General features: G+C 66.9%; 10 protein-coding genes. 8 read left to right on the top strand and 2 right to left on the bottom strand.

The window, feature by feature from the left end; translation table 11 throughout:
• The first annotated feature begins 42 nt into the window (after window positions 1–42).
• Both N4G42_RS00730 and N4G42_RS00725 read left to right on the top strand, forming a co-directional pair.
• Window positions 43–771 carry an ArsR/SmtB family transcription factor gene (locus N4G42_RS00730; RefSeq protein ID WP_099731615.1) on the top strand — a complete coding sequence of 243 codons (729 nt, stop codon included), beginning with the start codon at window positions 43–45 and terminating at the stop codon, window positions 769–771.
• Window positions 765–1,091, top strand: a complete 327-nt coding sequence (locus N4G42_RS00725; RefSeq protein ID WP_260665786.1) for a YnfA family protein — start codon at window positions 765–767, stop codon at window positions 1,089–1,091. The genes N4G42_RS00730 and N4G42_RS00725 overlap by 7 nt, the downstream gene beginning before the upstream one ends.
• Before the next feature lie 50 nt (window positions 1,092–1,141).
• Here N4G42_RS00725 and N4G42_RS00720 read toward each other — a convergent pair whose 3' ends face one another.
• The gene (locus N4G42_RS00720; RefSeq protein WP_260665893.1) at window positions 1,142–2,617 is read right to left on the bottom strand and encodes an ABC transporter substrate-binding protein; all 1,476 of its coding nucleotides are present in this window, start codon (window positions 2,615–2,617) and stop codon (window positions 1,142–1,144) included.
• A 261-nt stretch (window positions 2,618–2,878) separates the two neighbouring features.
• Here N4G42_RS00720 and N4G42_RS00715 point away from each other — a divergent pair, with 261 nt between their 5' ends.
• Entirely contained in the window at window positions 2,879–3,397 is a 519-nt protein-coding gene (locus tag N4G42_RS00715) for a hypothetical protein (protein WP_260665785.1), read from the top strand.
• Window positions 3,398–3,426: 29 nt separating this feature from the next.
• Here the strand turns inward: N4G42_RS00715 and N4G42_RS00710 are convergent, their stop codons facing one another.
• On the bottom strand, window positions 3,427–3,957 hold the full coding sequence (locus N4G42_RS00710; RefSeq protein ID WP_260665784.1) for a BON domain-containing protein: 531 nt from the start codon (window positions 3,955–3,957) through the stop codon (window positions 3,427–3,429).
• A 317-nt stretch (window positions 3,958–4,274) separates the two neighbouring features.
• Here N4G42_RS00710 and N4G42_RS00705 point away from each other — a divergent pair, with 317 nt between their 5' ends.
• The 5 genes from N4G42_RS00705 to N4G42_RS00685 all read left to right on the top strand — a co-directional run bounded on the left by N4G42_RS00705 (window position 4,275) and on the right by N4G42_RS00685 (window position 12,975).
• Window positions 4,275–5,339: a ligase-associated DNA damage response exonuclease gene (locus N4G42_RS00705; RefSeq protein WP_260665783.1), complete on the top strand. Its 1,065-nt coding sequence runs from the start codon at window positions 4,275–4,277 to the stop codon at window positions 5,337–5,339.
• Window positions 5,336–7,033 carry an ATP-dependent DNA ligase gene (locus N4G42_RS00700; RefSeq protein ID WP_260665782.1) on the top strand — a complete coding sequence of 566 codons (1,698 nt, stop codon included), beginning with the start codon at window positions 5,336–5,338 and terminating at the stop codon, window positions 7,031–7,033. The genes N4G42_RS00705 and N4G42_RS00700 overlap by 4 nt, the downstream gene beginning before the upstream one ends.
• Window positions 7,030–9,753, top strand: coding sequence for a ligase-associated DNA damage response DEXH box helicase (locus tag N4G42_RS00695; RefSeq protein WP_260665781.1), 2,724 nt, complete (start codon window positions 7,030–7,032; stop codon window positions 9,751–9,753). Before N4G42_RS00700 ends, N4G42_RS00695 begins: the two co-directional genes overlap by 4 nt.
• A gap of 5 nt (window positions 9,754–9,758) precedes the next feature.
• A complete protein-coding gene (gene pdeM, locus N4G42_RS00690; RefSeq protein ID WP_260665780.1) occupies window positions 9,759–10,496 on the top strand; it encodes a ligase-associated DNA damage response endonuclease PdeM in 738 nt (245 codons plus the stop codon).
• A 241-nt stretch (window positions 10,497–10,737) separates the two neighbouring features.
• The gene (locus N4G42_RS00685) at window positions 10,738–12,975 is read left to right on the top strand and encodes an NADP-dependent isocitrate dehydrogenase (RefSeq protein ID WP_056742425.1); all 2,238 of its coding nucleotides are present in this window, start codon (window positions 10,738–10,740) and stop codon (window positions 12,973–12,975) included.
• Window positions 12,976–13,020 lie beyond the last annotated feature (45 nt).

Raw genomic sequence — 13,020 nt, 5'->3', positions numbered from 1 at the left:
TAGGCGGTTGACGGCCATCAATGGTTCGCCCAAGATCGAACCATGAAAGATGGCCCCCACATCGCGCGCATTGCCGCGCTCATCGGCGACAGCGCGCGCGCCGAAGTCCTCACCGCCCTGATGGCGGACCGCGCGCTCACGGCCACCGAGCTGGCCGACATTGCAGGCGTGACCAAGCAGACCATCAGCGCCCACCTCGCCAAGCTGCTGGATGCAGGCCTGATCGCCGTGGAGAGCCAGGGTCGGCACCGCTACTTCCGGCTGGCAGACCGCGATGTGGCGCACTTGCTGGAATCACTGATGAACGTGGCGTTTCGCGCCGGTGCCGTGCGGCTGCGCGCCAGCCCCCGGGAGCCAGCACTGCGCCGCGCGCGCATGTGCTACGACCACCTGGCGGGCGAGGTGGGTGTGCAGTTTTATGAAGCGCTGGTGCGCCAGGGCATGCTGCAGGCCACGCCCCAAGGGGCGGCCATCACACCCGCTGGCGCGCGGTGGTTTGCGCACGTGGGTATCGACACGTCCACACTGGCGCTGCAGCGGCGCATGGTGTGCCGCCCCTGCCTGGACTGGAGCGAGCGCCGCCACCACCTGGGCGGCGCCCTGGGCGCGGCGCTGCTGCAGCGCCTCTTCGACGGGGGATGGGCCCAACGCGCTCAGGACTCGCGCGTGGTGCACTTCACCCCCAAGGGCGAGCTGGCGCTGCGCCAGTGGATGGCCACCCACCCGGATGCCCCGAACACCAGTGCCGCACAAGGCCCCGCCCCATGCTGAACACCCTGCTGCTTTTTATCGCTACGGCCCTCGCCGAGATCGTGGGCTGCTACCTGCCCTGGCTCTGGCTCAAGCAAGGCAAACCCGCGTGGATCCTGTTGCCTGCTGCAGCGAGCCTGGCCCTGTTTGCATGGCTCTTGACGCTGCACGATACCGCAGGCGCAGGCCGCGTGTATGCAGCCTACGGCGGGGTCTACATCGGGGTGGCACTGGTATGGCTGTGGGCGGTGGATGGCATCCGCCCCACGCCATGGGATGTAGCGGGCGTGCTGGTGGCGCTGGCAGGCATGGCGATCATCATGCTGCAACCTGCGCGCTGACGCCGACATGCGCCCTGGGCAAGGCGCTGACCAGCACCTCAGAAAGCGACTCAGTTCACCTTGATCAACCGCCAGTCGATGCGGTTGTCCGGCCGCTGCACCAGTTCCACGTTTTTCTTCATGGCCCAGGCCAGCATCTGGTTGTGCAGGGGGATATGGGCCACGGTGTCGTTCTGCAGCTGCAGGCCTTCGGTGAGCAGCCGGTTGCGCACGGGCAGGTCGGTCTCGGTCTTCACGCGGTCCACGATGTAGTCCATGCGCTCGTTGCTGTAGCGGCCCAGGTTGTAGTTGCCATCGCCCCCTGTGGTCTTGGTACGAGTGAGTGATTGCAGCGTGTACAGCGCATCAAACGTGGGCACGCCCCAGCTCAGCAGCGCGATGCTGGCCTCGTGCCGCTGGGCCATGGGGTAGTAGCTCACGGCGGGCATGGTGCGCAGCTTGGCCTTGATGCCGATGCGCGACCACATGGCGGTGATCGCCTGGCACAGTTGCTCGTCCTGCACGATGGCGTTGTTGCTGCAGGCAAAGTCCACCTCAAAGCCGTCGCTGTAGCCGGCTTGCGTCAGCAGGTCTTTGGCGGCATTGGGGTCGTAGGGCAAACGCTTGTCCACCGCGTCGGTCCACCCGTTGACCAGGGGCGACACCATGGCACCGGTGGGTTTGGACATGCCGCGCATGGTCACGCGCTGCAGCGTTGCGCCATCGATGGCCTGGTACAGCGCCTTGCGCACACGCAGGTCCTTCAGCGGGTTCTTGCCCTTGATGTTGCTGCCCGGCAGCTCGTCGCGGAACTGGTCCATGGCCAGGTACACGGTGCGGTTCTCCACCATCTCCATGACCTTGAGGTTCGGGTTGGCCTTGATGCGGCTCAGATCCTGGATGCTGGTGTCGCGCACCATGTCCACCTCGCCGGACAGCAGCGCGGCAATGCGCGTGGCCTCTGACTTGATGGGCAGGTAGGTGATCTCGGTCACATTGCCCTCCACCTTGCCTGCGTTCCACCAGCCCGGGTTGGCAGCGAACACGATCTTCTGGTCGGGCACCCATTCCTTGAGCACGAACGGGCCAGTGCCCATGGCGTTGCGGTGCGAATAGGTCTCGTCCTTGGCCTTGATGTCCTTGGGCTCCACCGCGTTGTTTTTCTCGGCCCAGGCCTTGCTCATCACGCGCAGCTCGGTCAGCTGGTTGAGCAGCACGGGGTTGGGGTTCTTCAGAAAGATGTCGATGGTCTCGCCATCCACCTTGGCAATGCGGTCCATGCCCTGGGTGTAGATGGCGTAGGTGGACGTCTTGCTCATCGCACGCTGCAGCGAATACACGACGTCGTCCGCCGCCATGGCAGAGCCATCACTGAACTTCACGCCCTGGCGCAGCTTGAAGCGCATCTGCGTGGGGCTGACCTGCTGCCACGACGTGGCCAGCAGCGGCTCCACCCTGAGCGTGCGGCTGTTGAACATGACCAGCGACTCGTACACCGCAGCATGGATGCCGTTGCCCAGAGCGCTGTTCTGCGAATGGATGTCCATGGTCTGGATGTCGCTGGAGCCGGACCACTTGAAGGGTTTGGCCCAGGCATAGTTGGGCAGCAGGCAGGGGAGCAGAGCCACAGCGACGATGGACACGGCTGGCAGGTATCTAGATAAAAGCGGGGAAGACAGCAGCTGCACAGATAACTCCTTGTGAATGAAAGGCAACACTTTGCAGCACATGAATGGGTCTGGAGACCATGGAAATCCCGGTAGGACAGGTTGCTCAGCACCACAATCCGGTGCCCAACGATCTGCCCTATGAGCCGCACCTCCATCCGAACCGTGATCCTGTCCCTGGCGGGTGTAGCCTTCGCCGCCCTGTGTGGCCTGCTCATCACCATCGGCTACATATTTTCTATGGAGGATTTCGTGGCGCAGCCCGGATCTCCTGTTTACTACGCGGGCATATCGCGATTGATTCGAAGCCTGGGAGTACCGGAGGGTGCAGAGGATCAGGAATACTTCGGATCGGTGGGCGATGGCAACAAGCCGCCGCAATCGCAGCTTGGCTTCACCACGGCAGCTGGCGCAGGCGAACGGGTCTGGAATGCCTTGGATGCTCAACTCTTGGGCCAGGGGCTGCAGCACTCCACAGCATCCCATGACGGCACGGATCCCACACCCGCATACAGCACCAACCTGAGTACGGTGGTGCCTACCCTCCGTGAAGTGCAATACCGGTCGACACGAGGAGACTTGGTTGTATTGGGCATGCATGCACTGCCTAAGAACAACGGCCAGGCGAGTGTGCGTTTCTCAATCACACATTTCGACTGAAGCGCAGCCTGCCCTTGTTCAGGGCGCCGTCAAGGTCTGAGCAACGGGTACCGCGCCGCCGCTGCATCCGTCCCCACCTGCAGCAGATTAATCACCCCCATTACATCGTCTACCAGCCACACAGCCTTCTCCAGCGCATCAGACTGCGCTTGCGACTGCGCGCAGCCCTTGAGCGTCACCAGCCGCCGCTCGCCCAGCACCCACACGCTGGTGTCGTCAAAGCGGCCGTCCTGCTGGATGTAGCGCTGCACGCGCGGGATGATCTCGGCGTCGTAGAGGTAGGAGTTGGGCAGGCGACAGCGCCCCACGCGGTGGCAGCTGCCGCCATGCTGAGAGCGCACATGCGCCAGTTCGCGCACCTCGGCCTCGGTGTACAGAGGCCCTTCGGGAACGGGGCATTGCGGGATGGCTTGAGTGACTTGGACGAAGGGGTCGTTGAAGGCGTTGGTGCGCGGCGCGGCGCCCGAAGGGGCCTGGGCGCCGGCTGATGCGGCCACGAGGCCCAAAACCGGGCCGTAGAGCACGACAAAAAGCGACCGATACGACGGATACATGCGCATGGATGAGTCCCTGGCTGCGGGTCTGGGCCGCAGGCGACCGCCATCGTACGGGCGTGGTTTTCTGCCGTAAAGACAGGCGACCACGCGCAGAACGCGGCGCAGTCCTGCAGACGGCGCAACCGATGGCGGGATGATGGGCAGGGACGCGCCTTGAGCGGCACGGCCCAACAGGTCAATATGCTTCATTATTGATAGCAAATGAGACATGCAATACCGGCGCTTGTGGCAGATTGGACGTCAAAAGTGCCTGCAACACCCCACCGGGCAAACCCGGGCAGCCCCACCGGCTTTGCCTTGCCGCCTACGATGCCACACGCATGTCCTGCAACGAATTGATCGTCCACCGCCCCGAAGGCCTGTACTGCCCACCCGGCGACTTCTACATCGACCCCTGGCGGCCGGTGGAGCGTGCCGTGATCACGCACGCCCATTCAGACCATGCGCGCATGGGTTCGGCCCACTACCTGGCGCACCACGACAGCGCGGGCACGCTGCGCAACCGGCTGGGGGCAGACATCGCGCTGCAGACGCTGGCCTACGGCGAGGTCATCAACCACCATGGCGTGCGCGTTTCGCTGCACCCGGCCGGGCACGTGCTGGGGTCGGCCCAGGTGCGCGTCGAACATGGCGGCCAGGTGTGGGTGGCCTCGGGCGACTACAAGCTCGAAGACGATGGCACCTGCCCGCCCTTCGAGCCCGTGCGCTGCCACACCTTCATCACCGAATCGACCTTTGGCCTGCCCATCTACCGCTGGCCGTCGCAGCCCGCGCTGTTTGCCGACATCAATGCCTGGTGGGCTGCCAATGCAGCGGCGGGCAAGGCCAGCGTGCTGTATGCGTACGCCTTCGGCAAGGCGCAGCGGCTGCTGCACGGGGTGGATGCCAGCATCGGGCCCATCGTGGTGCATGGGGCGGTGGAGCCGCTCAACGCCGTGTATCGCGCGGCGGGCGTGGACCTGCCACCCACGCTGCGCGTGACGGACCCGGGCCTCACTAAGGCCGACCTGAAACGCGCGCTGGTGCTGGCGCCGCCCTCGGCAGCGGGCACACTCTGGCTCAAGCGGTTTGGCGAACACTCCGACGCGTTTGCCAGCGGCTGGATGCTGGTGCGCGGCGCACGCCGACGCCGGGGGGTGGACCGGGGCTTTGTGATGAGCGACCACGCCGACTGGCCCAGCTTGCAAAAAGCCATTGGCGCCACGGGCGCGGAGCGCGTCATCGTGACGCACGGCAGCACGGCCGTGATGGTGCGCTGGCTGTGCGAGCAAGGGCTGGACGCCCAGGTGTTCGCCACCGAATACGGCGCCGATGACAACGAGGACGATGCAGGGGCGGCGCTTGAGGTGCCAGGCAGCACACCCACACCTGAGGCAGCCGCATGAAGGCCTTTGCCCAGCTGTTCCAGGCGCTCGACGCCACCACCGCGCAGTCGGCCAAACTCGCGGCACTGGTGGCTTACCTGCGCGTGGCACCGCCCGCCGATGCGGCCTGGGCCACGTACTTTCTCGCAGGCGGCAAACCCCGCCAGATGGTGCCCACCAAGCGCCTGAAAGCGCTGGCTCAAGAGGCCGCTGGCCTGCCCGAGTGGCTATTTGAAGAAAGCTACCAGGCCGTGGGCGACCTGGCCGAAACGTTGGCCCTGCTGCTACCCCCGCCTGCCCAGCCCACCGAACTGACACTGGCCGAATGGATGGCCCAGCTGCTGCCCCTGCGCACCCTGCCGCCCGATGAGGCCGACGCCCGCCTGCGCACGCAATGGGACAGGCTGGCACCTGAGCAGCGCTTTGTGTACTTCAAGCTCATCACCGGCAACTTCCGCGTGGGGGTGTCGCGCCTGCAGGTGACGCAGGCGCTGGCCACGGTGAGCGCGCTGGACCCCAAGCGCATCGCCCACCGGCTGATGGGCTACACGCAGATCGGCCGGCAGCCGCAGGACAGCGACTACCAGGCGCTGATCGCGCCGGTGGACGACGATGCCAATACGCAGGATGCTGCCGATGCGGGCCAGCCCTACCCGTTCTTCCTGGCCCACCCGTTCAACCAGCCTGTGGCCGAGATGCCCGCACTGCTGGGCGCGCCCGGCGACTGGCTGGTGGAATGGAAGTGGGACGGTATCCGCGCGCAGATCGTGCGGCGTGCGGGCGCGGTGTGGATCTGGTCGCGCGGCGAGGAACTGGTGACCGACCGCTTCCCCGAACTGGCCGAGGCCGCGAAGGCGCAGCTGGCCGATGGCACGGTGGTCGATGGCGAGATCCTGGTGTGGCTGCCCGATGAGCCCCAGCCCCGCACGTTTGCCGACCTGCAAAAGCGCCTGGGCCGCAAGACGCTGACCCCCAAACTGCTGCGCGAGCTGCCCGTGGTGCTGGTGGCCTACGACCTGCTCGAACACGCCGGGCAGGACCTGCGCCAAGAGCCGCAGCAGGCCCGCCGCGCGCTGCTGGAGGCCGCGCTGCAACAGCCTGATGAAGCCACCATCGCACCCGCACCGCACCAGGCCCTGCGCCTGAGCACGCTGCTGCACGGCACCGATTGGCAAGACCTGGCGCGCCAGCGCGAAGCCGCACGCGGCATGGGCACCGAGGGCTTCATGCTGAAGCACCGCAGCGCCCACTATGGCGTGGGCCGCACCAAGGATGTGGGCGTGTGGTGGAAGTGGAAGATCGACCCCATGAGCGTGGATGCGGTGCTCATCTACGCCCAGCGTGGGCATGGCCGCCGCGCAAGCCTCTACACCGACTACACCTTTGCCGTGTGGACCGGGCCGCAGGACGACCCAGACCGGCAGCTGGTGCCCTTTGCCAAGGCCTATTCGGGCCTGACGGATGCCGAGATTGCGCAGGTGGACGCCATCATCCGCAAGACCACGCGCGAGAGCTTCGGGCCCGTGCGCAGCGTGGACGCGACGCTGGTGTTTGAGCTGGGCTTCGAAGGCATTGCGAAGAGCCCGCGCCACAAGAGCGGCATTGCGGTGCGCTTTCCGCGCATGCTGCGCTGGCGGCAAGACAAACCCGTGGCCGAGGCCGATACCTTGCAAACGCTGATGGCACTGCTGCCTGGGCAGGACGCGGCCGCATGAGCACGACACGCCGCCCGCGCAAGCCCCTGCCCCCGGTGGCACCGAGTGCCGCAGCCGCCTGGATGGCGGCGCGCGGGTGGCAGCCCTTCGGCTTCCAGCAAGACGTGTGGCGCGCGATGGGCGAGGGCCGCTCGGGCCTGCTGCACGCCACCACTGGCGCGGGCAAGACCTATGCGGTGTGGCTGGGCGCGCTGCAGCACTTGGCGCAGGCCGATGCTGCACCTGCGCCTGCAGAAGCACCCAACGCCCGCACCACCCTGCGCACGCGCCGCGCTGCGGCACCACCCCTCACCGTGCTGTGGATCACGCCCATGCGCGCACTCGCTGCCGATTCGCTGCGCGCGCTGCAGACACCGCTGCCCGAACTGGCCCCCACCTGGACCAGCGGCCTGCGCACGGGCGACACGGCCAGCGGCGAGCGCGCTGCGCAAGACCGCCGCTTGCCCACGCTGCTGGTGACCACGCCCGAAAGCGTCTCGCTGCTGCTGGCGCGCGCCGATGCGCGTGAGCGCTTGGCCAGCGTGCGCCTGGTGGTGGTGGACGAATGGCATGAACTGGTGGGCAACAAACGCGGCGTGCAGGTGCAGCTGGCGCTGGCGCGCCTGTCGGGCTGGAACCCGGCGCTGCAGGTGTGGGGTATGTCGGCCACGCTGGGCAACCTAGACGAGGCCCTGCACACCTTGCTGCCGCAGCCCGTGCCCAGCGCGGCGGGTGCGCCACAGCCACCGCCTGCCGTGCTGGTGCAGGGTCGCATCGACAAGCGGCTGGAGGTGCAAGTGATGCTGCCCGCGCGGGCCGACCGCTTTGCGTGGGCGGGCCACATGGGGCTGAGCCTGCTGCCGCAGGTGGTGCAGTCGATCGAAGCGGCAGCGTCCACCTTGGTGTTCACCAACACCCGGTCGCAAGCAGAGCGCTGGTACCAGGCGCTGCTGGAGGCGCGGCCCGACTGGGCGGGCGCCATTGCGCTGCACCATGGGTCGCTCGGGCATGAGGTGCGCGACTGGGTCGAGCAAGGCCTGAAGGCCGGGCAGCTCAAGGCCGTGGTGTGCACATCGAGCCTGGATCTGGGCGTGGACTTTTTGCCGGTGGAGCAGGTGCTGCAGATCGGTTCGGCCAAGGGCGTGGCGCGGCTGGTGCAGCGTGCGGGCCGCTCGGGCCATGCGCCGGGGCGCAGCTCCAGCATCACGCTGGTGCCGACGCACAGCCTGGAGCTGGTGGAAGCTGCCGCCGCACGCCACGCGCTGGCGCAGGGCCGCATTGAGGACCGGCACACGCCGCGTGCGCCGCTCGATGTGCTGGTGCAGCACCTGGTCACCGTGGCGCTGGGCGGCGGCTTTGTGCCCGATGCGCTGCTGGCCGAGGTGCGCCGCGCACCCGCCTACGCTGCCTTGGCCGACAACGACTGGCAATGGGCGCTGCAGTTCGTGCGCCAGGGCGGCGCATCGCTGGCCACCTACCCGGACTTTCACCGCGTGGTGCCCGACGACGAAGGTATCTGTCGCGTGCCCGATGCCCGCCTGGCGCGCCGCCACCGCAGCAACATCGGCACCATCGTGAGCGACGCCAGCATGCAGGTGCAGTTTGTGAGCGGCGGGCGCCTGGGGTCGGTGGAAGAGAGCTTTATCGCCCGGCTGCGCAAGGGCGATGTGTTCATGTTTGCAGGCCGGCTGCTGGAGCTGGTGCGCACCCAGCAGATGACGGCCTATGTGCGCATCGCCCCCAGGGGCAGCGCTGCGCTGCCGCGCTGGAGCGGCGGGCGCATGCCGCTGTCGAACACGCTGGCCGATGCGATGCTGGAACAGCTGGCGCAGGCGGAGCGCGGCCAGTTCGCCACGCCCGAGATGCGCTGCGCCCGGCCATTGCTGGAGCTGCAGCAGGCCTGGTCGGCCCTGCCCACCCCGGGCCGCTTGGTGGCCGAAACCCTGCACACGCGCGAGGGCTGGCACCTGTACCTGTACCCGCTGGCGGGGCGCCTGGTGCACCTGGGCCTGGCCGGGCTGCTGGGCTGGCGCGCATCGCAGCAGGTGCCCAACACCTTCTCCATCGCGGTCAACGACTATGGGCTGGAGCTGCTGTCGGCCAAGCCGGTGGACTGGGCCACGCTGCTGCCGCGGCTGATTGGCGAAGGCACGCACACCACCATCGGTCGCGGGCTCGAAGACGAAGTGCTGGCCAGCCTGAACGCCACCGAGATGGCGCGCCGGCGCTTTCGCGAGATCGCGCGCATCGCGGGCCTGATCTTTCAGAGCCACCCGGGCGAGCAGCGCAGCAGCCGCGAGTTGCAGGCCTCGTCGTCGCTGTACTACGACGTGTTTGCCCAGTACGACCCGGGCAACCTGCTGCTGGCCCAGGCCCGTGCCGAGCTGCTAGCGAACGAGCTGGACATGGAGCGACTGGCCCGCACGCTGCGCGGCATGCAGGCGCAGACCCTGTCCATTCATGCCCTGGAGCGTCCCACCCCGTTTGCCCTGCCGCTGATGGTGGAACGCTTTCGCGAGCGCCTGAGCACTGAGACCCTGGCCGACCGGCTGGCGCGCATGGTGCAGGCGCTGGAGCAGGCGGCCGACGCGACCACGGGCACCCACCTGGCGCAGCACGCGGTGCAGTCCACAGATATGGCGTGGGACCTGCCCGATAGCTCCGGCGCCCGCACACAACGCGCGCGCCGTGCAGCGGGCGGGGACACCCCCCGCCGCACCCGCAGACGCCACGGATTCTGAGCACGATGACCACGCTCCCCCTTCACACGGCAGTCCTCGGCACGCCGGCTGTCCCTACGCCCCCCATCGGTGCGCACGCCATTGCCCTGCCCTGCGGCACCGCACTGCAGCTACTGCCCCAGCGCGCCCTGTGGTGGCCCGCTGCCCGCATGGTGCTGGTGGCGGATGTGCATTTCGGCAAGGCAGCCACCTTCCGCCGCGCGGGCCAGCCGGTGCCGCATGGCACCACGGCGGACAACCTGGAGCGGCTGGATGTGGTGCTCGCTGCCACCGGCGCCGATCACCTGGTGTTTCTGGGTGACTTCCTGCACGCGCGCAGCGGCGCGGCCAATGCGCTGTGGCGGCAGCTGCTGCCCTGGCGCCAGCGCCATGCCCGTGTGGCGATGACCCTGGTGCGCGGCAACCATGACCTGCATGCGGGCGACCCGCCGGCCGCGCTGGCAGTGGCGCTGGTCAGCGAACCCTGGTTGCCCTGTGCCGATGCGCCGGTGCTGGCCTGTCACCACCCTCAGGCTGTGGCAGGCCACACGGTGCTCGCCGGGCATCTGCACCCCACGCTGCGGCTGCGCGGCCCGGCGCGCGATACGCTGCGGGCGCCTTGCTTTGGCTGGGGCGACGGGCAGTTGATCCTGCCCGCCTTCGGGGCTTTCACCGGCACGGCGCCCGACACCCTGCCCGCGCACTGGACGCAGTATGCCGTCCTGCCTGGCCGCGTGGTGGCGGTTCCTGGGGGGAGTTCATAGGGTCTGCCAGGGGTGGCGCGCGAGCGCCAACGGGGTCAAACTGCAGAAGGCCGCAGGGTGATTACCACCTATTTGGTGAAAAAAAGTGCCCTGGGCTTATGATAATTTTGCATTGTGAGATTCGATTGCAAAAACAGCGGGCTGTGACAGCCCCGAGCAAGGAGAATCAGAGAGCATCCGCGTTTGGCCCCGCTGCGACGCAGCCGGGGGCATCTACCTACTCTGTTTCGTGAGACAAGCCATGACGACCCAGCAACCTTCCATCATCTACACCCTGACCGACGAGGCACCCCGTCTGGCCACGGCTTCCTTCCTGCCCATCATCCGCACGTTTGCGGCGCCGGCAGGCATCAACGTGCTGGAGAGCGACATCTCGGTGGCGGCACGTATCCTGGGTGAGTTCCCCGACTACCTGACCGAAGAACAGCGCGTGCCCAACAACCTGGCCGAGCTGGGGAAGAAGACGCTGCAGCCCGACGCCAACATCATCAAGCTGCCCAACATCTCCGCGTCCGTGTCGCAGCTCAAGGCAGCCATCGCCGAGCTGCAGGCCAAGGGCTACGCCCTGCCCGACTACCCGGACCAGCCCAAGGACGACAAAGAGAAAGAAATCAAGGCCCGCTACAGCAAGTGCACCGGCTCGGCCGTGAACCCCGTGCTGCGTGAAGGCAACTCCGACCGCCGTGCGCCCAAGGCCGTGAAGGAATATGCCCGCAAGAACCCGCACAGCATGGCCGAGTGGAGCCAGGCCTCGCGTTCGCATGTGTCGCACATGCACGCCGGCGACTTCTACCACGGCGAAAAGTCCATGACGCTGGACCGCGCCCGTGACGTGAAGATGGAGCTGATCACCAAGAGCGGCAAGGCCATCGTCTTGAAGCCCAAGGTCAGCCTGCTCGACCGCGAAGTGATCGACAGCATGTTCATGAGCAAGAAGGCGCTGCTGGAGTTCTACGAGAAGGAAATCGAAGACGCACGCAAGACCGGCGTGATGTTCTCGCTGCACGTGAAGGCCACGATGATGAAGGTGTCCCACCCCATCGTGTTCGGCCACTGCGTGCGCATCTTCTACAAGGACGCATTCGCCAAGCACGCCAAGACCTTTGAAGAGCTGGGCGTGAACGTCAACAACGGCATGGTGGACCTGTACGCCAAGATCGAGACCCTGCCGCAAAGCCAGCGCGACGAGATCAAGCGCGACCTGCACGCCTGCCACGAGCACCGCCCCGAGCTGGCCATGGTGGACTCGGCCAAGGGCATCACCAACTTCCACTCGCCCAACGACATCATCGTGGACGCCTCCATGCCCGCCATGATCCGCAACGGCGGCAAGATGTGGGACGCCAACGGCCGCCTGAAGGACGTGAAGGCCGTGATGCCCGAATCGACCTTCGCCCGCATTTACCAGGAGATCATCAACTTCTGCAAATGGCACGGCGCGTTCGACCCCAAGACCATGGGCACGGTGCCCAACGTGGGCCTGATGGCCCAGCAGGCCGAGGAATACGGCAGCCACGACAAGACCTTCGAGATCCCCGAAGACGGCGTGGCCAACATCACCGACCTGGCCACCGGCGAAGTGCTGCTGAGCCAGAACGTGGAGCAAGGCGACATCTGGCGCATGTGCCAGGTCAAGGACGCCGCGATCCGCGACTGGGTGAAGCTGGCTGTGAACCGCGCCCGCAACTCCGGCATGCCCGTGGTGTTCTGGCTCGACTCGTACCGTCCGCACGAAGCGCAGCTGATCACCAAGGTCAAGATGTACCTGCACGAGCACAACACCACCGGCCTGGACATCCAGATCATGAGCCAGGTGCGTGCGATGCGCTACACGCTGGAGCGCGTGATCCGCGGCCTGGACACCATCAGCGCCACCGGCAACATCCTGCGCGACTACCTGACCGACCTGTTCCCCATCATGGAACTGGGCACGTCGGCCAAGATGCTGTCCATCGTGCCGCTGATGGCCGGTGGCGGCATGTATGAAACCGGTGCAGGCGGCTCGGCCCCCAAGCACGTGCAGCAGCTGGTGGAAGAAAACCACCTGCGCTGGGATTCGCTGGGTGAATTCCTGGCGCTGGCCGTGTCGCTGGAAGACCTGGGCCTGAAGACCGGCAACGGCAAGGCCAAGATCCTGGCCCAGACGCTGGACGCCGCCACAGGCAAGCTGCTGGACAACAACAAGAACCCCTCGCCCAAGACCGGCCAGCTGGACAACCGTGGCAGCCAGTTCTACCTGGCCCTGTACTGGGCGCAAGAGCTGGCCACGCAAACGGCCGATGCCGAACTGGCCCAACTGTTCGCCCCACTGGCCAAGCAACTGGCCGACAACGAGCAGACCATCGTGGCCGAACTGGCTGCCGTGCAGGGTGCACCCGCCGACATCGGTGGCTACTACCTGCCCGACGTGGCCAAGCTGGACGCCGTGATGCGCCCCAGCAAGACGCTGAACGAAGCCCTCAAGGCCGTGGCGGCCTGAGTCCGGCCCCACCGCTGCTGCGGCCCTGTGCTGCAGCGGCAAATG

The organism is Acidovorax sp. K2F (assembly GCF_025246485.1).
Taxonomy (GTDB): domain Bacteria; phylum Pseudomonadota; class Gammaproteobacteria; order Burkholderiales; family Burkholderiaceae_C; genus Acidovorax; species Acidovorax delafieldii.
The sequence above is the reverse complement of the archived record's forward strand: the minus strand, read 5'-3'. Positions and strand labels throughout refer to the sequence as shown.

Coding starts and splice junctions, on each gene's coding strand:
- N4G42_RS00730 (WP_099731615.1), top strand. CDS start 43: ATGAAAGATGGCCCCCACATCGCGCGCATTGCCGCGCTCATCGGCGAC.
- N4G42_RS00725 (WP_260665786.1), top strand. CDS start 765: ATGCTGAACACCCTGCTGCTTTTTATCGCTACGGCCCTCGCCGAGATC.
- N4G42_RS00720 (WP_260665893.1), bottom strand. CDS start 2,617: ATGGACATCCATTCGCAGAACAGCGCTCTGGGCAACGGCATCCATGCT.
- N4G42_RS00715 (WP_260665785.1), top strand. CDS start 2,879: ATGAGCCGCACCTCCATCCGAACCGTGATCCTGTCCCTGGCGGGTGTA.
- N4G42_RS00710 (WP_260665784.1), bottom strand. CDS start 3,957: ATGCGCATGTATCCGTCGTATCGGTCGCTTTTTGTCGTGCTCTACGGC.
- N4G42_RS00705 (WP_260665783.1), top strand. CDS start 4,275: ATGTCCTGCAACGAATTGATCGTCCACCGCCCCGAAGGCCTGTACTGC.
- N4G42_RS00700 (WP_260665782.1), top strand. CDS start 5,336: ATGAAGGCCTTTGCCCAGCTGTTCCAGGCGCTCGACGCCACCACCGCG.
- N4G42_RS00695 (WP_260665781.1), top strand. CDS start 7,030: ATGAGCACGACACGCCGCCCGCGCAAGCCCCTGCCCCCGGTGGCACCG.
- pdeM (WP_260665780.1), top strand. CDS start 9,759: ATGACCACGCTCCCCCTTCACACGGCAGTCCTCGGCACGCCGGCTGTC.
- N4G42_RS00685 (WP_056742425.1), top strand. CDS start 10,738: ATGACGACCCAGCAACCTTCCATCATCTACACCCTGACCGACGAGGCA.